Source organism: Gracilimonas halophila, from assembly GCF_042684365.1.
Lineage (GTDB): Bacteria > Bacteroidota > Rhodothermia > Balneolales > Balneolaceae > Gracilimonas > Gracilimonas halophila.
The window spans coordinates 118,986-139,852 of record NZ_JBHULI010000005.1; the positions used below are offsets into that span (position 1 = coordinate 118,986).

The 20,867-nt window shown below is 42.3% G+C and carries 15 protein-coding genes; 7 read left to right on the forward strand and 8 right to left on the reverse strand.

Annotation, left to right across the window (positions count from 1 at the left end; genetic code table 11):
* The first annotated feature begins 10 nt into the window (after nt 1-10).
* From ACFSVN_RS04310 to ACFSVN_RS04335, 6 genes are all read left to right on the forward strand, one after another.
* The gene (locus ACFSVN_RS04310) at nt 11-766 is read left to right on the forward strand and encodes an outer membrane lipoprotein-sorting protein (RefSeq protein ID WP_390299149.1); all 756 of its coding nucleotides are present in this window, start codon (nt 11-13) and stop codon (nt 764-766) included.
* A gap of 109 nt (nt 767-875) precedes the next feature.
* On the forward strand, nt 876-2,096 hold the full coding sequence (locus tag ACFSVN_RS04315; RefSeq protein ID WP_390299152.1) for an ABC transporter permease: 1,221 nt from the start codon (nt 876-878) through the stop codon (nt 2,094-2,096).
* A complete protein-coding gene (locus ACFSVN_RS04320) occupies nt 2,096-3,319 on the forward strand; it encodes an ABC transporter permease (protein WP_390299155.1) in 1,224 nt (407 codons plus the stop codon). Before ACFSVN_RS04315 ends, ACFSVN_RS04320 begins: the two co-directional genes overlap by 1 nt.
* Nucleotides 3,320-3,638: 319 nt before the next feature.
* Entirely contained in the window at nt 3,639-4,352 is a 714-nt protein-coding gene (locus ACFSVN_RS04325) for an ABC transporter ATP-binding protein (RefSeq protein ID WP_390299158.1), read from the forward strand.
* On the forward strand, nt 4,309-5,754 hold the full coding sequence (locus ACFSVN_RS04330) for a hypothetical protein (protein ID WP_390299161.1): 1,446 nt from the start codon (nt 4,309-4,311) through the stop codon (nt 5,752-5,754). Before ACFSVN_RS04325 ends, ACFSVN_RS04330 begins: the two co-directional genes overlap by 44 nt.
* 105 nt (nt 5,755-5,859) lie before the next feature.
* Nucleotides 5,860-6,243, forward strand: coding sequence for a DoxX family protein (locus ACFSVN_RS04335; protein ID WP_390299165.1), 384 nt, complete (start codon nt 5,860-5,862; stop codon nt 6,241-6,243).
* 104 nt (nt 6,244-6,347) lie between these two features.
* On the opposite strand, the gene ACFSVN_RS04340 is transcribed toward ACFSVN_RS04335, so the two are convergent.
* From ACFSVN_RS04340 to ACFSVN_RS04350, 3 genes are all read right to left on the reverse strand, one after another.
* Complete coding sequence (locus ACFSVN_RS04340; RefSeq protein WP_390299168.1) at nt 6,348-10,010, reverse strand: ABC transporter permease/M1 family aminopeptidase; 3,663 nt, start codon at nt 10,008-10,010, stop codon at nt 6,348-6,350.
* A gap of 17 nt (nt 10,011-10,027) precedes the next feature.
* Nucleotides 10,028-10,918 (reverse strand): ABC transporter ATP-binding protein, encoded by an 891-nt coding sequence (locus ACFSVN_RS04345; RefSeq protein WP_390299171.1) that lies wholly within the window; start codon nt 10,916-10,918, stop codon nt 10,028-10,030.
* Nucleotides 10,919-11,052: 134 nt separating this feature from the next.
* Complete coding sequence (locus ACFSVN_RS04350; RefSeq protein WP_390299174.1) at nt 11,053-12,141, reverse strand: TolB family protein; 1,089 nt, start codon at nt 12,139-12,141, stop codon at nt 11,053-11,055.
* Nucleotides 12,142-12,258: 117 nt separating this feature from the next.
* On the opposite strand from ACFSVN_RS04350, the gene ACFSVN_RS04355 reads away from it, so the two are divergent.
* Nucleotides 12,259-12,801: a transposase gene (locus tag ACFSVN_RS04355; RefSeq protein WP_390299177.1), complete on the forward strand. Its 543-nt coding sequence runs from the start codon at nt 12,259-12,261 to the stop codon at nt 12,799-12,801.
* Here ACFSVN_RS04355 and ACFSVN_RS04360 read toward each other — a convergent pair.
* The 5 genes from ACFSVN_RS04360 to ACFSVN_RS04380 all read right to left on the reverse strand — a co-directional run bounded on the left by ACFSVN_RS04360 (nt 12,785) and on the right by ACFSVN_RS04380 (nt 20,674).
* Entirely contained in the window at nt 12,785-15,268 is a 2,484-nt protein-coding gene (locus ACFSVN_RS04360; protein ID WP_390299364.1) for a TonB-dependent receptor domain-containing protein, read from the reverse strand. The genes ACFSVN_RS04355 and ACFSVN_RS04360 overlap by 17 nt on opposite strands.
* The gene (locus tag ACFSVN_RS04365; protein ID WP_390299180.1) at nt 15,249-16,619 is read right to left on the reverse strand and encodes an HTTM domain-containing protein; all 1,371 of its coding nucleotides are present in this window, start codon (nt 16,617-16,619) and stop codon (nt 15,249-15,251) included. Before ACFSVN_RS04365 ends, ACFSVN_RS04360 begins: the two co-directional genes overlap by 20 nt.
* 3 nt (nt 16,620-16,622) lie before the next feature.
* A complete protein-coding gene (locus ACFSVN_RS04370; protein ID WP_390299183.1) occupies nt 16,623-17,732 on the reverse strand; it encodes an imelysin family protein in 1,110 nt (369 codons plus the stop codon).
* Between the two features lie 70 nt (nt 17,733-17,802).
* Nucleotides 17,803-19,014 carry a DUF4856 domain-containing protein gene (locus ACFSVN_RS04375; protein WP_390299186.1) on the reverse strand — a complete coding sequence of 404 codons (1,212 nt, stop codon included), beginning with the start codon at nt 19,012-19,014 and terminating at the stop codon, nt 17,803-17,805.
* Nucleotides 19,015-19,174: 160 nt separating this feature from the next.
* The gene (locus tag ACFSVN_RS04380; RefSeq protein ID WP_390299189.1) at nt 19,175-20,674 is read right to left on the reverse strand and encodes a hypothetical protein; all 1,500 of its coding nucleotides are present in this window, start codon (nt 20,672-20,674) and stop codon (nt 19,175-19,177) included.
* Nucleotides 20,675-20,867 lie beyond the last annotated feature (193 nt).

Here is a 20,867-nt window from a genome sequence, read left to right on the forward strand (position 1 = left end):
GAGATACTATATGCGAAGCAGGAAATTAGCAGTCCTTTTAATTTTCGCTCTTCAGCCATTAACGGGCACTATTTTTGCCCAGGATGCCACTGAGATCATTCAAAAAATGGATGAAAAAATGCGGGGTGAATCTCTGAAGGCAGAGGTTAGAATGACTATCGTCAGGCCAGATTGGCAGCGAACCATCTCTATGAAAAGCTGGAGCAGGGGTACCGATTATTCTTTAATATTAATAACAGCACCTGCCCGGGATGATGGCACCGCTTTCCTGAAGCGAGGTACCGAGATATGGAATTGGGTACCCAATGTGGGGAGAACCATAAAGATGCCACCATCTATGATGATGCAATCCTGGATGGGCTCAGATTTTACCAATGATGATCTGGTTCGGGAGTCGTCAGCTGTTACGGATTATGAACATGAATTGGTTGGTGAAGAAATCATTGAAGGGTACGAATGTTATAAGATCGAAATGACGCCTAAACCGGATGCCCCCGTTGTTTGGGAGCGTGTGGATGTATGGGTTTCCAAAGAGGAATATCTTCAGTTAAGATCAGAATTTTATGATGAGTTCGGTGATCTCATCAATGTAATGAAGGGAATGAACGTGAGGGAATTTGACGGGCGAATGATCCCCTCCAGAATGGAAATGATCCCGCAAGATAAAGAAGGCCACAAAACAGTGATGGAATATCAGTCCATGAAATTTAATGAAGGCATCCCGGAAAGTTTTTTCTCAGTTCAAAACATGCGTAGAGTCAACTAAGGAATAGAACACGGATAACGCAGGTTTAGCGGATAATCGCGGAAAAAGATTATACAATCAGCGACTATTCGCATCATCCGTGTCATCTGCGTTCCATTAAAAATGTATTATGCTTTACCTAAAACTTGCCTGGCGAAATATTTGGCGTAATAAGCGGCGGACGCTCATCACAATGGCATCCGTGGTGATGGCGGTGTTGCTCTCTTCGGTTATGAGTTCCATGCAGCAGGGACAGTACGATCAGATGATAGACAATACAGTGGGCTCTTTTTCCGGACACTTGCAGGTTCAACATCCCGAATATTTTGAGGAGTCAACACTCGATAATTCTCTTGAGATAAACGAAGAACTTATCAGTAAACTAAATGATCATCCCAAAATACAGCATGTCATCCCTCGTATAGACTCTTATGCACTTGCAGCAGGTGATGTGAGAAGCAAAGCAGCTATGGTGATTGGTATTGATGTTGAAAATGCAACTCACCTTAGTGAACCGGATAAAAAAATAGTGGAGGGAAACTATTTTAAATCAAGTTCGGAAGATGGGGTGTTGATCGCAGAGGGATTGGGGGAATCTTTAAGTATTGGTGTGGGTGATACTTTGGTACTGCTGGGACAGGGTTTTAGGGGCATGAGTGCGGCAGCGGCTTACCCTGTTACGGGTGTAATGAAGTTTGGGCTCCCTCAGATGAACAATAATATGGTCTATTTGCCAATGGGATCTGCCCGTGATTTTTATGCCGCGTATGATCGGGTGACATCCATAGTTCTACTCCTGTATAATCCCAAAGAAGTACATACAGTGGTACGTGAACTTAAGGCAGAATTCGGGGAAGAATATGCTGTTCTTGGTTGGCAGACACTGGTTCCCGAACTAGTTCAGGCTATCGAAGCCGATCGGGGGAGTGCACTTATCCTTTTACTGATCTTATATATGATTGTTGGTTTTGGGATCTTTGGAACCATTCTGATGATGACTGCTGAGCGTAAGTTCGAGTTCGGTGTGATGATCGCTATTGGTACAGGCCGAATGCGAATGGCCATTATGCTAATTCTGGAAATGGTCTTTATCACGTTTATGGGGACAGCTCTTGGGATGCTTTTTAGCCTTCCCGTAATGTATTATTTCAATTTCAATCCATTGGAGTTTTCAGGAGAAGCAGCTCTGGCGATAGAAGAATATGGTATGGAGCCATTTGTTCAATTTTCTACCGATCCGGCTATTCTGATTCAGCAGGGGACGATCATCCTGATCATAACACTCATAATTGGACTTTATCCTCTGTTGCACATGCGTAAACTAAAACCGGTGGAGGCTATGCGACACTGATGAAATTTTGGGCAATATTAAAACTGAGCTGGAAAAATGTATGGCGGAATCCAACCCGCAGCGGAGTGGTTATCCTGGCGGTGGTGCTTGGAACCTGGGCCGGGATTTTCTCTACCGGATTGATGAATGGGCTCAGCATGCAATACATTACAAATCAGCTTCAAACGTCGGTTTCCCATCTTCAAATTCATCATCCCAAATACAGCGAAGAGTCTTTGCCAAAGTACTATCTCCCAAATCCGGACTCTTTAGTGAAAGAGCTGAATAAACAAGATTTTATACAGTCAGTAACTGCAAGAAGTGTTATCCAGGGACTGGCTTCCAGCGCTACCAATACCTTTGGGGTGACATTAAAAGGGATCGACACCGAAACAGATTCTACCGTTTCTAATGTACACACGTATTTAATAGAAGGAGAATATTTGGATAAATCAGCCCGAAACCCGGTGCTTATCGGGGATGATCTTGCCACTCGATTAAAGCTTGAAATTCGCTCCCGACTGGTTATTAACTTTCAAGATGTGGAAGGAAATATCACTGCAGGGGCCTTTAGGGTGGCCGGTATTTTTGATACGCCAAACTCAGCTTTTGATGAGGGCACTGTGTTTGTGAACCGGGCAGACTTGAATCGCCTGTTGGGAAGAGAAAATACGGTGCACGAAATTGTGACTATGGTAGATAATTTCAAGAATGCGGATCAATACCGGGATACTCTTGCTCAGTCTTCGAGTCTGGAAATTCGGAGTTGGGGTGATGTGTCTCCTTCACTGCGGTATATCGATTCCAATGTGGATTTCATGCTGTACATATTCATGACCATTATCGCTATTGCGTTGGTTTTTGGAATCATCAATACGATGCTTATGGCCGTGCTGGAACGAACTCAGGAGATCGGGATGCTGATGGCCATTGGCGTAAACCGAATCCGTACCTTTTCTATGGTGATGCTGGAGACCTTATTTCTCACAATGGTTGGTGTGCCGGTTGGAATGATACTGAGCTGGGTCACCATCTTTTGGGTTGGTGAAGTAGGTATCGATCTCAGTGCTTTTTCCCAGGGACTTGAGGAGTATGGAATGAGTACGACCATCTACCCGGAACTGCCGGAAGGATATTTCATTAATATTGGTCTGCTAATGGTAGTTGCTACATTGCTGGCTGCGATCTATCCATCTATTAAAGCACTTAAATTAAATCCGGTTCAAGCCATAAGGAAGGTGTAGAAAAGTGAATATTGAACAAGAGATATTGAATAGCGAAGTGCGGTGTTTAGTAAAACTACTAACCTCCCCGAAATCAACGGCGAGCCGTTCTTTCTGTCCCTCCAAAGGGACACAGGTACTTGCTTATGGAGACTATATGTTAGCAGGGCAAGATTCTACGCACTCTCAAGAACCTATCTCTCTTTGGAGAGAGACCGGATTCAGTTCCACTGAAATCGAGAGAGAGAACAATGTTGAAAAGGGCACGAAAGTTGAAACAAGAAACTATTCAGCCATGAATTCCCCTCTCAAAATTCATCTATCATAAATCAATAATCCCATGTCCAGAATTCAGGTTCGTGATATTAAAAAAGTGTACAACCATGATCAGGTTCCGGTTCATGCATTGAATGGAGTAGATCTGGATATCAGTGAAGGAGAATTCACGGCTATCGTGGGGCCGTCCGGATCGGGGAAGACCACGCTGTTGAATGTTATCGGCGGATTGGATGAGCCGACCGAAGGGAAGGTATATATACGCGATACGGATATGTTTTCATTGAAGGAGCGGGAGCTGATCGATTTCCGGTTACATCATATTGGGTTCGTATTTCAAGCCTATAATTTAATACCGGTTCTTACAGCAAAAGAAAACATCGCTTTTATTTTACAGATGCAGGGAAGGCCACAAAAAGAATGTAATCAGCGAAGTATGGAATTGTTGAAGATGGTAGGGTTGGAAGACAAAGTAGATAAACGTCCGGCGGAACTTTCAGGCGGACAGCAACAGCGAGTGGCTGTTGCAAGAGCGTTAGCATCTAAACCGGATTTTGTACTTGCTGATGAGCCTACCGCCAATCTCGATTCAGCTTCAACCGCCAATTTACTGGACATGATGTTACGATTGAATGAAGAAGAAAAAATTACTTTCATTTTCTCTACGCATGATCAGCGAGTGGTGGAAAGAGCACGTCGCGTTGTTACTTTGGTGGACGGTAAAGTAGATTCTGATGAGGAACGAACACCCAACAACGAACAAGGAACTTCGAACTAAGAACGTACTTGAATATCGAATAATGAAAAGAGGATTTTTGAATATTGAAGGTGATGATTGGGAGGACATTCGGGCTTCACGCTCCTCCCTGAAAGTAACGGCGAGCCGTTCTTTCTGTCCCTCCGGCGGGACACAGGTTCTTACCTCTGGCGAGAATCTTTATGTAGGCCAATATTCTATGCAATGGCCAGAATCTATCTCTCTTCGGAGAGAGACCGGATTCAGTTCGACTGAAATCCAGAGAGAGGACAGTGCCGGATTTAGCCTATTACTTCTACTCCTAATTATACTCGTCCCAACAGCAATCCAAGCTCAAAACATCGAAGCAGATCTTAGCGGCTATGTGAAAGAATTGGGAAGCTTTAGTTTAAGTAACGATCTCAAAACTCTCAGATACGATAACATTCTTCATCACCGCATTGAGTCAGAGTTTGACTTCGGTGACCATATTGAATTTCAGGTGGATGTTCGTACCAGGCTTTTCAATGGGTGGACGGTAAACAACACACCGGGTTACGGCGATTTTCTGGAAAACGATCCGGGGTATTTTGATCTTAGTCATACCTGGATCGATAGTGATCACACTGTAATGAACTCGGCCATCGACCGCCTTCAGTTTTCTTATCTTAATGGCCCATGGGAAGTACATGCCGGAAGGCAGCGCATAAATTGGGGGAAGACGATGGTCTGGAATCCCAACGATCTGTTCAACGCATATGCCTATCTGGATTTTGATTATGAGGAGCGCCCGGGCACCGACGCCTTATATGCTTCCTATTCGTGGAGTTATGCCTCCAGCGTGGAAGCTGGGTACCGCATTGGGGAGTCGCTGGATGAATCAGTGATCGCAGGCATGTTAAGGGGGAGTTTAGGTGAGTACGATGTACAGCTCATTGCAGGAAATTATCTCGATCAGCTGGCATTGGGTTTGGGATGGAGCGGCTATTTGAAGACGGCCGGTTTCAAAGGAGAGGCATCATATTTTCACTCAAGAGATAATTTTTTTGATGAAAGTGGGCATATCGCAGCAACAGTCGGGGGAGATTATATGTTTCCAAATGCCGTATATGCCTCAGCTGAGTTTTTGTACAACGGTGGATGGAATCGCTCTCCAAACCCTTTGGGACAATTAACAAGGCCACCCAGCGCCTCAGATCTATTCATTGCGGAAACGGGCTACTTTGTGAATGCAGCCTATCAATTGAATCCGCTTACCGGTATCACCGGAGGTGTGATGGGCAGCTTTGACCGGAAAATGCTGATCATAATTCCCCAATTCACTCGCTCCTTAACTGAGAATATCGATCTGTTGATCCTCGCCCAACTTTTGAAAGGCTCTGTCTTTACTGAACTGACCGAAACTCCTAATGTGTTTTACCTTAGGGTAAAGTGGTCGTATTGAACTAAGAAATCAAGTCTTATTTCTCCGTAAAATTTTAGTTTAATATTAAACAGTTTTTTATCTATACTAATAGAGCCCATTTTAATTAAAATAAAAGGTGATGCTATGAACTCTACAATAGGTAAAATAGGACGATTCGTATATGCTATACCATTTGCTATTTTTGGTCTCTTTCATTTTATGAATGCGAGCGCAATGGCCGGAATGGTACCACTTCCGGGTGGAGCCTTTTGGGTCTACTTGACAGGAGTTGCTTTAATTGGAGCTTCTGTAGCACTTATCATCCAAAAAGAAGTCAAGCTTGTAGCCTTATTATTAGGGGTTATGTTGTTGATTTTCGCACTTTCCATTCATTTGCCCGGTGTAATAAGCGGAGGTGAAGGAATGCAATCTTCAATGTCGAGCATGTTGAAAGATCTGGCTTTATCCGGAGCAGCATTTTTTGTATCCGGAGTGTACGGAGAAAATGATGAAACCAAGCCAGAATAATCGAAAATAAATTTATTTTCAAAAACCGGTTGTATAATTACAACCGGTTTTTTTACTGAAGAACATTTAGAATAAAGTGATACTTAATCAGGGTAATATTCTCGTTAGGAATCTTCCCTTGAAGGCGCTCTTCGGTTATCATTAGAGATCGTATCAATGAGCTTATTATAAGGGTCGATGCCCACTGAGACCGGTTCTTCATCTACAGTGATGGTGAAGTCATTCATGATATCAGTAAATTTACGCTTCTCAAGGTAGAGAACAGTTTCATTGCCTTCCTCATCCACTCCAAATACTCCGACCTCTATCCAATCGTTGAGTGGCAGAGATTCCACAGGACGTCGGCGGCCTTCGACTTCAACGGAAAGACTGTCTCCTGCCTCACTTTTGTAGATACGCTCTCCGGTTTCACCGGTTCGGTATTTGGAAGCCTGTAGCTTCATGTTTATTTCAAAGGTAGTGCTATCGATTTTTGAAAAAGAGGCTTCTTCCACACGGTTATCATACAGTGTGATAGTCTCAAACATATCCTTTACCAGATATTGCAGTGAATCGGGTGTGGCATCTTTCAGGTACTCCACTAATTCCAGTGAAATGGTATAAGGCGGTTCCTGAAAAGCGACATCATCGATATAGTTGCTTAGAGCAGCATTAAGATTATCTTCCCCGATATAATCACTCAGTGCATAAAAAACGAGAGAGCCTTTGTTGTAATGAATGTACTGCTGGTTCTCGTTGTAGATCAGCGGCATTTCTTTTCTTGATTCCATGGTGCGCCCTATTAAATAACTGTCTAAGGCATCTTTCAGAAACCGGCGCATCTGGTGTACACCATATTCTTTTTCAAGCACCTTTAAGGCACTATATTCGGATAGACTTTCAGATAACATGGTTGCTCCCTGAACATTAGCTCCAATCACCTGATGTGCCCACCATTGATGAGCTACTTCATGTGCAGTAATACTGAATGGATAGTTTACAGCTTCCTCATCTGTGGTATCCACATCAGCGATAAAACCGACAGCCTCAGAATAAGGAACGGTGTTGGCAAAGGATTGTGCAAAGCTTCCTCCGGTTCTCGGAAACTCAATAATACGCAGCTGACGGAATTGGTACGGACTGAAATTCTCTGTGTAATAATCAAGTGATTTCTTCACTCCATCGATCATATAATCCAGATTATAGGTATGATCAGGGTGATGATAGATCTCAATATTCACATCATTCCATTCATCCCGAACAACTTCAAATTCCGCTGAAATGAATGAGTAGAAATTTACCATGGTGCTATCCATTTTATAATGGAAGTAGCGGCGACCATCCTCTTCCCATTCATCCTGAAGATATCCTGGAGCGATGGCAATTTGCTCAGGAGAAGTTGAGATCGTAGTCTCAAAATCGATCCAGTCGGCATCGCTGGAAATGTAATTATCCATGCGGGCGGTACTGTCGGTAGGCGGAGCCATACGGTCTTTTGGTGGAAGTCCATAGCGCTCTCTGGCTTCCTGCGCATTCAATTCCCCGGATTCCTGATATCTAATTCTCGGGAAAATAGAGTTATTGATGAAAGTTCCATTGTTACGTACCGGCGAATTACTTCTCAGGATCTCATTCGGTTTATTGGAAAGGGCAAAGGTGAATACTACCGAATCGCCGGGCGTCATGGGTTCGGCCAGTTGATAAATGTCATAATTCATCGAATCGTCTTCCACTACCAATTCAAACTCACGGTTAAATTCAAATACGCTGATAAGGTTGTTATGGTCGATGTGAATAGAGTCGATGGCAACATCGGTTTTATTTACCAGGATGTAGCTTCCTTCCACTTCCAGATCCCGGTTTTCAGGATATAGATCTAAGTCAATGATACTTGATACGATCCTGGGCTGAGGGGCATCTTTAAATTTACCGTAATTTTTCTCAAAATTTGCTGCACGCTGTTCCCATTGTTGAGACGATATGTATTCATATTTGATATTATTTACGTAATAGATCCATGTTCCCACCCCTAGAAAACCAATGATAGCAAGCGAAAAAATGATCTTCAGTTTTGGGGTAAAGGCTTCTTTAGCATTCTGAAATCGTTCTTTGATGCTTCCGGGTAAACCTCTTCTGAAAAAAAGAATTGAGAGTATATAAAGAGCTATTCCAAGCAGTAACCAATACACTTTATACACAAAATAAGGAGCGAGTGAGCTTCCATACCCATTCATATCGGAATAGGCCGTGCCGGGTGCTTGATTAAACTTGAATATCGTTTGTTCGATCCCGATTTCACTTAAAAAGGAAATCCCTATCGAAAGAACAAGTAAAAGAATGAACCCGATATAGTAATTCTTGAACAAGCTGTGTATAAAGATAGATAGCATGCCCCATATAACAACATGAATTAACGTAATAGCATATAGATCGAAGAGGTATAATCCGATCTCAAAATTGTAGTAGCCATTAAAAAGCTGTACTCCAAGTCCGGCTATCATGATTATAGAAAGCAAAACCATTTGCATTAATACCAGTGCCAGAAATTTGGAAAATAAGAGTGTCCAATTGGAAGTGGGAGTAACATGAATCAACTGATCCATATTATCACCGCGACTGCGATGGATGAGCATCCCCGCGTATAAGAATGTCAAAATATTAATGAACAAACTGAAGAACGTACCCGGTAGCTGCAGCATCTGCCAGGTTACGGGAAGGGTGTCTGTGCCAAAGATCTCCCCACCCAATAATATCACACTCAATGAGATCAAAAGACCGATCAGTGCAATGATGATAAAGGCCCAGCCGCTAACGATATATCGGAAATCGATTTTAGCCATCTCCCATGCGAGTTTCAGGTTCTCTGCAAAGGAAAAATTCATGGTTACTTTCGGCATGTTCACCGTGAGAATACTGCCAAAGTTTTTCTTTGTAACGGCCGCACCATCTTTCTTACGAAATAAATTCAAGCTGAAAGCCTGTTGGCTGAAACTAAACACCCGGTAAACCAATCCAAAGATCAGGATACCAAGCCCGGCCCATATCAGGCGGTTGTAAAGGATGACTTCACCCCATGGAAGTGGGTTTTCATTTTGTTCAAAAACAGTCCAGTATTCGGTGTAATAGGCATTGGCCTGAGCTCCATAAGGATCCAGCAGAGCGGCCAACATTTTGTTATCAAGGTCGGAAGTCAGGTTTTGGGCAAATATCTGGATCAGAAAAAACCCTAATATCACAATAAAGGCTACATTGATATTACGAGTGAAGGTCACAATGGCAAACACCATTGCTCCGAAGAAGATCATATTTGGGATGAGATAATACAGAAAAGGCTGGACGTAGCTCATCAGATGAAAAGGTCCGAGCACTTCAGGATTTGTACCCGGTGTAATGGTTCCAAGGATGATACCCAAAACAGCAGCCATCATCACTAATGTAGAAACCGTGAGTCCGGCCATAAATTTACCAAGTAGATACTCCCATTTTTTGAAGGGATAAGAATATATCACGGAGTGCATGTTGTGTTTATAATCCCGGTAAATAGTTCCCCCGATCAGGGCCGGTAAGAAGAAATAGAGGATGATACCCATCTCATTCAGCAGCCCGTTTATGGCTATAGGTGAGTTCATGATGGTGATGGTATTCATACTCACCGTAAGGCTTTCAAAAATTCCGGCAGCACTGATCATCACGAAATAAGAGAGGGCGAACATAATACCGGCATACACATAAAAAGAAGTTTGTCGCAGCCAGTACCGAATCTCAAAAGAAAAAATGGAGTAAAACATATAAGCAGATTTATGGATTAAGCGGCTACAACTTCTTTCTCTTCGCGGAGAGTTACGAAATAGACATCCGCCAGATCGGGCGCTTTGGCTTCGAAGGATTCATCAGGCTGTTCGGTTCCGTGTACGCGAATATTAAGCGTGTTATCCTGATTGAAGTTAGATGAGATGACATTGAATTTGTCTTCATGTACTTCAAGTTCATCTCGCTCGATCACCTTTGTCCAGATCTGTCCATTAAGGGCTTTGACAGCTTCTTTAGGTGTATGGTGACTCAATATTCGGCCGCCATTCATGATGGCCATATCGGTACAAAGTTCTTTTACATCATCCACAATATGCGTTGAAAAGATGACGATGTGATTCGTTCCGATTTCCCGAAGCACATTCAAAAAACGATGGCGCTCAGAAGGATCGAGTCCGGCCGTTGGCTCATCTACTATAATGAGTTTGGGATCATTTAACAACAACTGAGCGATTCCAAAACGCTGTTTCATTCCGCCGGAATAGCCGGCTACGCTTTTATTCTTCACCTCAAGCAAGTTGGTGACCTCAAGTGCGGTATTCACCATCTTAGTTCGCTCATCTTTGTTGGCGATTCCTTTTAAGCGGGCAAAATAGTGCAACAGTTCCTCGGCCGACATTTTTGGATATACACCAAATTCCTGAGGCAAATAGCCGAGCACTTTCCGAAGGCTGTTCTTGTCGTTTAGAATATCAATTTCATCAAGGCTTACAGAACCTGAATCAGGTGCTTGCAAAGTGGCGATGGTTCTCATCAACGTTGACTTACCTGCACCATTTGGGCCCAAGAGGCCAAACATACCTGACTCAATTTCAATAGATACGTTATCTAAAGCCTTAACCCCGTTTTTATATGTTTTGGAAAGATTGGAAATACTAAGCTTCATGATCCGGAATGATTAATATTAAGATTGGTGAAGCAGAGTATAAGTAATTATAACTTTTTTGTTGGATAAAAATTTATGCAATAAAAAAAGGCACAGTTCTCATGAACTGTGCCTCTATCAAATTAAATATTGGCCTACTGATCTACCCAATCAGCTACAAATACATTCGTAGATCGGTCACCACCATTGTTTCGGTTTGATGAGAAGACGATCTTTTTCCCATCAGGAGAAAACATGGGGAAGGAATCAAACTGTTCATCAAAAGTGACTTGCTCTAGTCCCGTTCCATCAATATTTATCATGAAAATGTTAAAAGGGAATCCGCGTTGCGACTGATGATTGGATGAAAAAACAACCTTTTCTCCGGATGGATGGAAATAGGGGGCCCAGTTAGCGTTTCCAAGGTCTGTGATCTGACTTAACCCGGTTCCATCCACATTCACAATAAACAATTCCATGTTAGTGGGTTCAACCAAACCATCTTGAAGTAAAGATCTATACTTTTTCACTTCTTCCTCAGATTGTGGGCGGGATGCACGAAAAATAAGCTGACTTCCATCCGGGGAGAAAAAAGCTCCACCGTCGTATCCTAATTCATCAGTTATTTGAATAACGTTGGAGCCATCTGTATCCATAATATAGAGTTCCAGATCCCCGCTTCGGTCGGAGGTGAAAACGATCTTATCGCCTTTCGGAGAAACAGTGGGCTCAGCATCGTAACCGGGCTCATCGGTCAGTTTTGCGATGATGTTACCATCCATATCGGCTTTATAAATATCGTAGGTATCGTAGATTGGCCAAACATAGGCACCACTCGCGCCTCGTTCGGGGGGAGTTGGACATTCCATGCCATTTTCATGGGTTGAAGAATATACAAAAGTTGAATCTCCTGGAAGAAAATAAGCACAGGTTGTACGGCCGTTTCCTGTACTTATCATTTGTGGTTCAAATCCTGATTGTTTCTCAGAAATATCCATGGTAAAGATCTGATCACATTCCACGCCCCATTCAGGATTGTTTGATTGAAAGATGAGTTGTTCGCTATCATAGCTCCAATATGCTTCGGCATTATCACCACCAAAGGTAAGCTGGCGTACATTCTGTAGATGCACTTCTTGCTCATATTTCAGGGTATCCGTTGTCGGGTTATAGGTGTTTTTTTCGTTTTTTGAGTTGCAGGAAGTTGCCATCAAAAAGATGAGAGGTACAGCGAGATATTTCATAAAAGAATGTAGATGATGAATGGGGTTGAAAATTTCATGCCAAAGATAATAAAAATTATTTGTAAGGAATGGACTTGAATTCGCTCTAACCAATGATCAATGAATTATTAAGAGTTTATGGAATATTGGAGAAAATCGATCCGTTTGGGTGGGTGGGATTATCGATATCCCTCATTTTATTTTGTAACGGTATGCACCAAAGATCGGAGGCATTATTTTGGGGAAATCAGGAATAGAATTATGGGATTATCTGAACAGGGTTGTGCGGCCTGGTATTTTTGGAACCAGATACCCAATCATTTTGATAATGTGATATTGGACGCGTTTGTGGTCATGCCGAACCATGTCCATGGGATCATCCAAATTATCCCCGATGAAAATGGTTCCCATTCTGTAGGGACGCGCCATGGCGTGTCCCTACAAACAAATCGGGAATTTGGGAAACCAATTCCAAAATCGTTATCAACAATCTGCAATCAATACAAGGGTGCCCTAACCCGCTGGTGCAACCACCGGAACTACGAATTTGGATGGCAACCTCGATTCTATGATCACATCATCCGTAATCAAAAATCGTTGGATAATATTCGTCAATACATTGAAATGAATCCAGTGAATTGGGAAACGGATCAGGAATATTCCCTCAATTCCCGATCTTGAATTCAAGGGTTATGTAGAAAGTGCGGGGCGGAGATGGTATGATGCCCGGACCTGGGTATCCTGTAGCGCGTCTGGTGAAATACCATGAATCAAGTACATTATTTACCCCCGTCTCTACCGAGAGATTTTTCCAGGAATAGGAAGCAGAAAGATCCATTACACTATAAGCAGGAATTTCACCCCAGATTCCACTTTGATTGTCTGCAGGGTTTTGTTCGGCATTTGAGGCATCAGTGAATTGACTGGATACAAAAGTATACTGTACGCTTCCCATTAGATTTTTAAATCCAAAATTGACCCCGGTTTTTAGATTCAAAAGGGGTACAAACTCCACACTGTTTTCTTTAACACCCGGAATATCAGAGTTTAGATATTTGGATTGCGTAATGGCAGTATTTGTAAATACACTGAATTTAAGATCCGGGGAATCATTCCCAAACATAGGCAATAGGTTGAGTTCGATCAGGCTTTCAATGCCATACATAAAGGCTTGGCCAATATTACCCCGGAAACGGACAACCCTGCCTGTTTCTTCTAAATCACCATCTGCATTGACACGGGTTTCAGCTCTTAACACTTCCCCAAGGCGATTGTCATAGATAAGCCCAAAACCACCAATATCATAGGAAACAGATTCTCCAATACGTCCTCGAGCACCAAAGTCAGTGGTAAAACCACTTTCGTCAGTAATGTCCGGATCAACTTGAAAAGTGGGGTTTACGATACGGATATCATTGAAGGTGACGGAACGATAATTTTGTGAGAAGTTTACATATAATTCAGTTCTGGAATTGGGAAGATAGCTGACTCCCACACCTAACAATATAAATTTGCGTTCGAATTCTCGGTTGTCTTCAAAAGTCTCATTCTGGATTGGATTTCCCGCAAGATCAAAATTTATGCGCTTGAACGTACCTTCACTTCGGGTGTTGATATATTCAAATCGAAAGCCGGGGGTAATGGAGAAGTTTTCCTTCAAGTAAAAAATATTCTCCCCAAATACAGCCAAATTCCGATTCGGAAAAGTAAAATCAGATTGATTTGGGTAATCAGGAAATTGGTCGTTAGCTAAAATAAAATCAGCTTCTTTACTTGCTGATCCGGGACCTTGAATCGATTCATTCTTAGATCTATAATACTTGGAACCAATCAGAAAGACGGAATTCATACCACCTATTTCATAGCGGTTTAAAAAACGTATTTCGGTTCCCCAATTATTGAAATCACCGAGAATAAGATCTCGAGGCGCATTCTGGTCGTCTTCTTGTGACACCCGGTTGGTTCGGAATCCTACTGATTTTCTAGAGGCATCCAAGCCGTAAGCTAATATGCTTAACTTTGTTCTGTATGAAAACCGATGTTCAAGCTTTAGTGATGCTAATTTCCAATCCACTTCAAACCAATTCCGGGTGCGGTTACTTACTTCAGGGTTTTGATAGAATTGGGCGTCAGTTAAACCGCCGGGCTGTTGAGCTAAGTAGTATAAATAGGTAAAATCGGTGCTCAGTGTAGTTCTATCCCCAAGTTCATAATCGGTATAGAAATAGAAATTTTGGGATTCAAATCCGGAATTTGGACGAAACCCATCTCCGGTTTTGTAATTAAAATATCCGTAATACCCCAATTTCTTGGTAGTTCCACTCAGGCTGTTAAAGGAAGTGAAAAGTGCATTGGACCCTATTGATTGCCGGGTAGTGAATTCGAGATTTCGATCTCTGACCGGTTTATTCATCTTGAAATTAACGAGGCCGCCAAACTGGGTGCCATACTGCAAGGAAGCGGCTCCGCGTATCACCTGAATTTCATCAATTCCTTCTGCAGGTGGGGTGTAATAACTTTCAGGGTAGCCGAGAACATCTGCGCTAATGTCGTACCCGTTTTGGCGAGTGTTGAAGTTCGAGGAACGGTTAGGGTCGAGTCCGCGGCCGCCAATATTGAGCTGCAAGCCTGCATCATTAGACTCAAAAATATTCAATCCTGAAATCTGGCTGTAGATCTGACGAGCATTATTAGATGAGGTGTTTACCACCATTTGATCCAGATTTATAACTTCGTTTTTCTTTCCGGCATAGATAGCAGTACCCTCCACTTCCCGAAGACGTTCCATGGCAAATACTCTTTCACGTTGTTCTGTGATAGCTACCTCAGACATCTCCCCGGATAATTTATTCAGCTCAATGTAGATGTCAGTATTTTTGGTATCCAGCACGATCGGCCGCTGTTCTACTTCATATCCTAACTTGTAGAAATACAAAAAATAGGTGCCGTAAGTAAGATCATTGATCTCAAAATAACCTTCTTCATCTGTTTGGTAGGATCTGCCTGCGTTATTGTCGTAGATATCTACCTTCTCAATGGGTTCTTTGGTTTCCGCATCTATCACATAGCCGGAGATCTGATGCTGTGCCAACACAGGCAGCGAGCACCATATAAAAATAAATAAACAACTAAAGACCTTTAATTTCATCATTGAAAGGTAGTAACCAGTTTCGGTGTTTTAGTGAGGGTTTGATTTCGGTAAGGTCGACCTCGGGATCTACAAAAGGTTGACTTATTCGGCCATTAAGAGCTACATAGCTTTCTACATAGATCTCGGGGTCTTCGATTCCTTCTTCTTGATAGTGATCTTCCAGAAAATGAGCATATTCAAGAATGAAATCGGGCTGAGCAGACATCTGCTTTTCCTGAAACCGGGTTAAAAACTCGGTATTATCAACGTAGAACCGTTGTCCGTTTTCAGGATCTACTACTTTGAAGTTGGCATATCCGGCTTTTTCCATAAGCATTACTCGCCAGGAGAAGCGATAACCTTCTTCCGTCCAGAACAATTCACCCGGATAGAGAAGGTATCGAAAGGGTATGAGGAGCTGCAGAACGAAGAATATCGTAACGATGCCAATGGATGTTTTTCTGGCCCAGGCTTTTGAGAATTGGTACCTCTTCCCATTATCAAAAATAGATTTTGTAATCTTAAGCCACTCAGAAATTTTAGTGAGAATTTTGTTGTGTAATCCTGCATCAAAAAAGATAAGGGCACTTGCGATCATGATGTATGGAAACATCCCGATGGGAAATAAGACGCGGGTGAGTACATGAAAAATAACCACCATCCCGAAAGCAAGAATTCGGGTTCTTTTGTAAAGCAGAAGAAAAGGAATGGTCAGATCATAAATAGCACCGCCCCATACAAATGCGTAATGTGTCCATGTTTGCTGCAACAGGTCTCCTAAAAGCGGTATGGAATATTTGGCCGGTAACCAGATCTGAAGCGGCATAGCTTCTAATAGCCAATCAGAATTTAGTTTAGCAAGTCCCGCATAAAAATAAACAATTCCTAAAAGCAGTTTGATGGAATCGATGGTCCAGCTGGGGACTTCCTGTGACCGTAGATTTTCATCTTTCCAGGAATCAAAGGAATAATAGGCATGAGCGGGAAGAAAGATCATCAGGAAGCTTAGGATGCTGATGAAGTAGTAGTGATTCAGGTAGGTGGTTTTATCCATCAGTTCGATGTAGGTAAAACTGAGGAAAAAGGTGATAATGGATATGCGGTACTTAAATCCAATTGTGATAAACATGGAAGAAAGCCCGCATATGATAAAGATAAGATATGTCCATTCGCCCAGAGGCTGGACCCACTCAAATCCTAAATAAGAAAAGTGGAAGTCAGGCTCAATATAAAGCTTAGATATCCAGCCATTGGCAGCAAAACGAATAATGCTCCACAGCATCAGGATTCCGAACAAAGCTCGGAAAACAGCTAATGGAGCAGCATTTCTGGTACCGGAAAGATATGTCCGAATGGAAGAGGTTTTCACTCGTTAATCACCGTCGGCATCAACATAATCTACATTTATGTTAAGTGCCTGAAGCATGTCCACTTTCATGTTCACAACATTCTTCTGAAGTTCATCATAAGTGGAAAGCATTTGGGGATTGTCGTTTTCAATCTGGGCGGCGAAGTCATTATCTAAACTTTCTGCTTCATTTCTGGCCATTTCAAATTGATTATTGATCATGGAAGTCAAGTCAGCTCCATCTTTCATAGTATTCAGGTAGTTCAGATAATCATCCAGGCTTTGACCATCCAATTCAGTATCAAAATGAGTTCCGTTAAAGAAATTGATACTTGCCGTGAGAGCTTCATTGAACAAGGTCTTAGAAAAACCTTGACTGTAATAAGCTTCCACATGACCGCTCAGGGGGGAGCCTGAAAATACACCGGCCGGAATACCAATTTTACCTGCCCGCAGATGCTTCTCGTAATAATAGATGTAATCATTCACCATCATATCGATGGATGAATTAGCACCGTTTCCGGAATTACTGACAAATTCATCCCGATACCCGGAAGTCCAATTATTCAGAACTTGATTAGTGAGGCCATCAATCCGCTCAGTCAAGTCAGTGAGATAGACCCGGTAATTTTCTGCATCACTATTGATGGTATAATATGAAAGAATTTCAGCATCGTCTTCTCCCAAACCGTACACTAAGTAATCCAAAGCAGGAAAGCCTTGGCTATTATTCAAGGAAGGCAGTTCAAGGTTGTAACTTCCTTCAGAAATATTTTGCTTGATCTTGGTGGTATCAGTTGGATAAATATTTAGGTTATCCCGAAACCTAAGCTGCATGGCTTCACCCATTTCAAACATAGAAACATGCTGGAATGCGAGGTAAGCATTTTCCCATGATATCCGAAGCTCACTCAGGTTTTGTTGAGTTGGTTCTGCAGAAAAGGTCTGTGCTGAAGAATGAAGCTGGGCGGTGGTTTCTGAAAAGTGGGTGAATGCCGGAATAATAATATTATCAGCCCAGTTTTCCAGTATAGCTTCGCGATCAAAATCATCCGGATTGGGCCCTGAAGGTCCGTTATCAGTACAGCCCCATACGATGAAAACAGTTAAAATTAAGGCGAAAAATTTCTTCATGATGAATAAAGTTTAAAGCAAAAAAAGCCGGCAACAGAACCTGCTGCCAGCTTTAATATGAGAATGTGATTTAGTTAGCAGCTTGTTCTACGGTGAAGTCAAATTGAGCTGCAATCGTTTCAGACATTTCGTCCAAAGCGTTGGTTCCAATATCCCAAAGTCCGTCTCCGGAAGTAAGTTGAGCCAGCATCCCATCAATTTCCTGAGAGGTTAAGTAGGGGCTGTCTGAGTTTGGTACACGACTGAATTTCAGGCTGTACATGAAACCATAAGCCTCGGAAAGATCGTGAAAAGCAGCTCCGTAATCAGGAGAGGATTGTTCAAGTGCATTTTTTCCATATTGCAGATAGTATATAGCACGTACGGCAATTACAGTGGAAATATTCTCTCTGATGATCTGAGCTTGTTCGTCACGAATATCATAGGCACCGGCTTCAATAGCAGCTCTTCCTAAAATGAAAGCTTCAAAAGTTTCCTGAGCAATCCCGGCAAAGTCTTCATCGCTATCAACACGGCCCAGGTACGTATTAAGAAATCCGTTTCCTTCACCGAACGTTGGATTGGAAGGATTATCAGCATTACCGAATAAGTATCCGTAAGCTTCGTCCCATTTGTGTTCCATATTGGTATAGTTAGAGCCTTCTGAGAGCGTGCCGTCATTGTTGTCTTCACGATTAGTACCGGCATCCAGGACGGAAGTACTCAGGTAGTTATTCAGCATTTGGTCGGCCATCAGGGCTCCGATGAGGCTCTTTCCTACCAGTTGATTGTACTCAAATCCTTTCCCATTTACGTAACGGGTAGATTGACCATCCGCAATTTGTCCGGGCTGACCTGGAGCTGCAACCGAATTTTCATTAGGAAATACTTCTTCAACCTGTGCTGTTAGCCATAGTTCAAATTGGTTTTTAATCTCCGCACTTAGCTGAGAGTTGGAAGAAAAATAATCAGCAGAAGCAGCTACTTTACCTTTGATGTTTTTGGTAGCATCATTTAAGTCAGGATTTTGGAATGGATCTGCATCGCCACCGTTGGCAGTCTCATTACGATACATTTCCAATAATAATTCTTCGGTAGTGTTATCAAAATCCATCATGGCAGAAGTTAACTCTGCAGCCATTTGGATACGGGTAGTTTGCCCGGTGAACGAAACGGAAGATGCTCCATTTCGAGTGAAATCATAGGTTGCAGGAGGGTCGATCTCAGTAGTGTCATTGTTATTATCGCAGGAAATCAATGCGATTGTCAGGAGCGGTAATAGTAGTACTTTTGAAAGCTTCATTATGATTTAAGAGAATAGATTTAAATTTTAATTTTATTTAGAACGATTCTAAGTTAAGGAGCTTTTCAAACGGAATCAAAGCTTATATAGATTTAATCTAAATTAATTTTAAGTGAGGATCTTATTTAGATGAGAAGGGTATAAATAAAATATAATCAGTCTATTGCTGGTGACGGGGAGAAACCAGTTCCATTACCTGACTCAATATATTCTTACTGATACTGAATACTTTTTCCTGATGATTCATAGCGAGAAAACGCAGAACCACCCGGAGTTCTGCAAGTAATTTTGGAGGGTCACTGATCAAAGAATCTTCCCGGACTACTTCTTCCCAATTTATGGAGTGTTGAAATTTCACACCCGCTCGTGCCATCGTTTTTAGATACACATTGGCCATTAATCCATATCCTATGGTTGTAGGGTGGAGGCCGTCCAGGCTAAAGATACCGCCTTTGTAGAGTTTACCATGATCATTGAGGCGAATGAAATCGGTAGAGAGGTTTACCTCACCATTTTCATCAACAAGATGTGCTGTGCTGTTTTGTGCTTTCAAGGCATCAGCCAATCCTTTAGGGAAGTCACGAACCAATTCGCCACCTAATCGGCGACGCGCCATACCTGCAACATTCTTTGCCATAGGCACTACGTGCCAGCCGTATTCATCGGCTACTTTTTTAATTATGGCATTGTAAGCATCCATGGTAAGGTCTAATTGTATGGCTTCATCTTTGGTAAGGTGAGGATGTTTATCAGGATGAAAGTCTTCATCCCAGATCCAGAACCTTGTATAATAATCGAAATAACCAAGTCGCTTACTGGAAAGGTCGGAATTGACACCACGAATGACGGGTGGAATGGTTACATATGGAAGAGTTGGCACGAAAACTCTTTGGGCTCCAAGGGCCTTCACTTTTTTGGCCATTTTGCGGTACTGATCTTCAAAATGTTCCGGCCTGTATATGGTATGTGTTCGCCGGCCTGGAAATACCTCAAGGTCATCTTTTTCAGTCCAGATCATTTTCAGGTCGGTCACTGCCGCAATCATATTATTGTGACCAAGACAAACGATAAGGTTTTCGATTCCTCCATCATCAGCTAAAACTGTGGCATTGTCAAATTGGGTTCGGGTCTGAAATTGTTCTTTCAGGGATGGATTGAGTACGAGTCGGGCTGTAGTGAATTTTGCATGTTCCGGAAGCATATTGAATACTGTAAACTGCTCCCTGTTGTTAATAATATAGTGGCGGCTGTTCTCCTCATTTACTATCCATGAGTCACTGATATTAAACCCCCATATCGACTGGTTGTGATAGGGGCGACTTCGATCTACAGAAAGATCTTTAAAACCCCCTTCCCAATATTTTTTTATGCGTTTAAGTGTTTTCACCATGTGTTTTGCAGCCGGAAGGACTTCACTCCATTCAATTTCATCCCCAAATTCTTCGGAAAGTCCACGCACTAATACTTCAATATTAAGCGGAATCCCTGCCTGAGCAGTAAACCGGGGCTGATCAAAATCGGGCTTGGGATCAAAGCACCTGTGAAGCATGGCTGGAAAATTCATATCTGTACGATACACTCCTCCATTGTTGAAGCCTTGGGAAAGGCTATCTCCGATCACCACAAGTTTATGTTTTGCCTCTTTTTTATTCCAGAACATGATCTACTGCTAATCTCAAAAGCACAAAAAGATAACCAAGCGCGTGAGGATTCAAAATGGGTTTTTTCAAAATAGAAATAAGTTGTTACCGGATTTTAAGGAAGGATATTGAACCGTCAAATTAATCCGTCACTTCTCAAAAAACTCCCTATTTTATTTCGTGAGATTTAGTGGCAAACAAGTAAACCAATCC

Bases quoted from the DNA above. Each gene is read 5' to 3' on its own strand.
- ACFSVN_RS04310 (WP_390299149.1), top strand. From the start codon at position 11: ATGCGAAGCAGGAAATTAGCAGTCCTTTTAATTTTCGCTCTTCAGCCA.
- ACFSVN_RS04315 (WP_390299152.1), top strand. From the start codon at position 876: ATGCTTTACCTAAAACTTGCCTGGCGAAATATTTGGCGTAATAAGCGG.
- ACFSVN_RS04320 (WP_390299155.1), top strand. From the start codon at position 2,096: ATGAAATTTTGGGCAATATTAAAACTGAGCTGGAAAAATGTATGGCGG.
- ACFSVN_RS04325 (WP_390299158.1), top strand. From the start codon at position 3,639: ATGTCCAGAATTCAGGTTCGTGATATTAAAAAAGTGTACAACCATGAT.
- ACFSVN_RS04330 (WP_390299161.1), top strand. From the start codon at position 4,309: ATGAGGAACGAACACCCAACAACGAACAAGGAACTTCGAACTAAGAAC.
- ACFSVN_RS04335 (WP_390299165.1), top strand. From the start codon at position 5,860: ATGAACTCTACAATAGGTAAAATAGGACGATTCGTATATGCTATACCA.
- ACFSVN_RS04340 (WP_390299168.1), bottom strand. From the start codon at position 10,010: ATGTTTTACTCCATTTTTTCTTTTGAGATTCGGTACTGGCTGCGACAA.
- ACFSVN_RS04345 (WP_390299171.1), bottom strand. From the start codon at position 10,918: ATGAAGCTTAGTATTTCCAATCTTTCCAAAACATATAAAAACGGGGTT.
- ACFSVN_RS04350 (WP_390299174.1), bottom strand. From the start codon at position 12,141: ATGAAATATCTCGCTGTACCTCTCATCTTTTTGATGGCAACTTCCTGC.
- ACFSVN_RS04355 (WP_390299177.1), top strand. From the start codon at position 12,259: ATGGAATATTGGAGAAAATCGATCCGTTTGGGTGGGTGGGATTATCGA.
- ACFSVN_RS04360 (WP_390299364.1), bottom strand. From the start codon at position 15,268: ATGAAATTAAAGGTCTTTAGTTGTTTATTTATTTTTATATGGTGCTCG.
- ACFSVN_RS04370 (WP_390299183.1), bottom strand. From the start codon at position 17,732: ATGAAGAAATTTTTCGCCTTAATTTTAACTGTTTTCATCGTATGGGGC.
- ACFSVN_RS04375 (WP_390299186.1), bottom strand. From the start codon at position 19,014: ATGAAGCTTTCAAAAGTACTACTATTACCGCTCCTGACAATCGCATTG.
- ACFSVN_RS04380 (WP_390299189.1), bottom strand. From the start codon at position 20,674: ATGTTCTGGAATAAAAAAGAGGCAAAACATAAACTTGTGGTGATCGGA.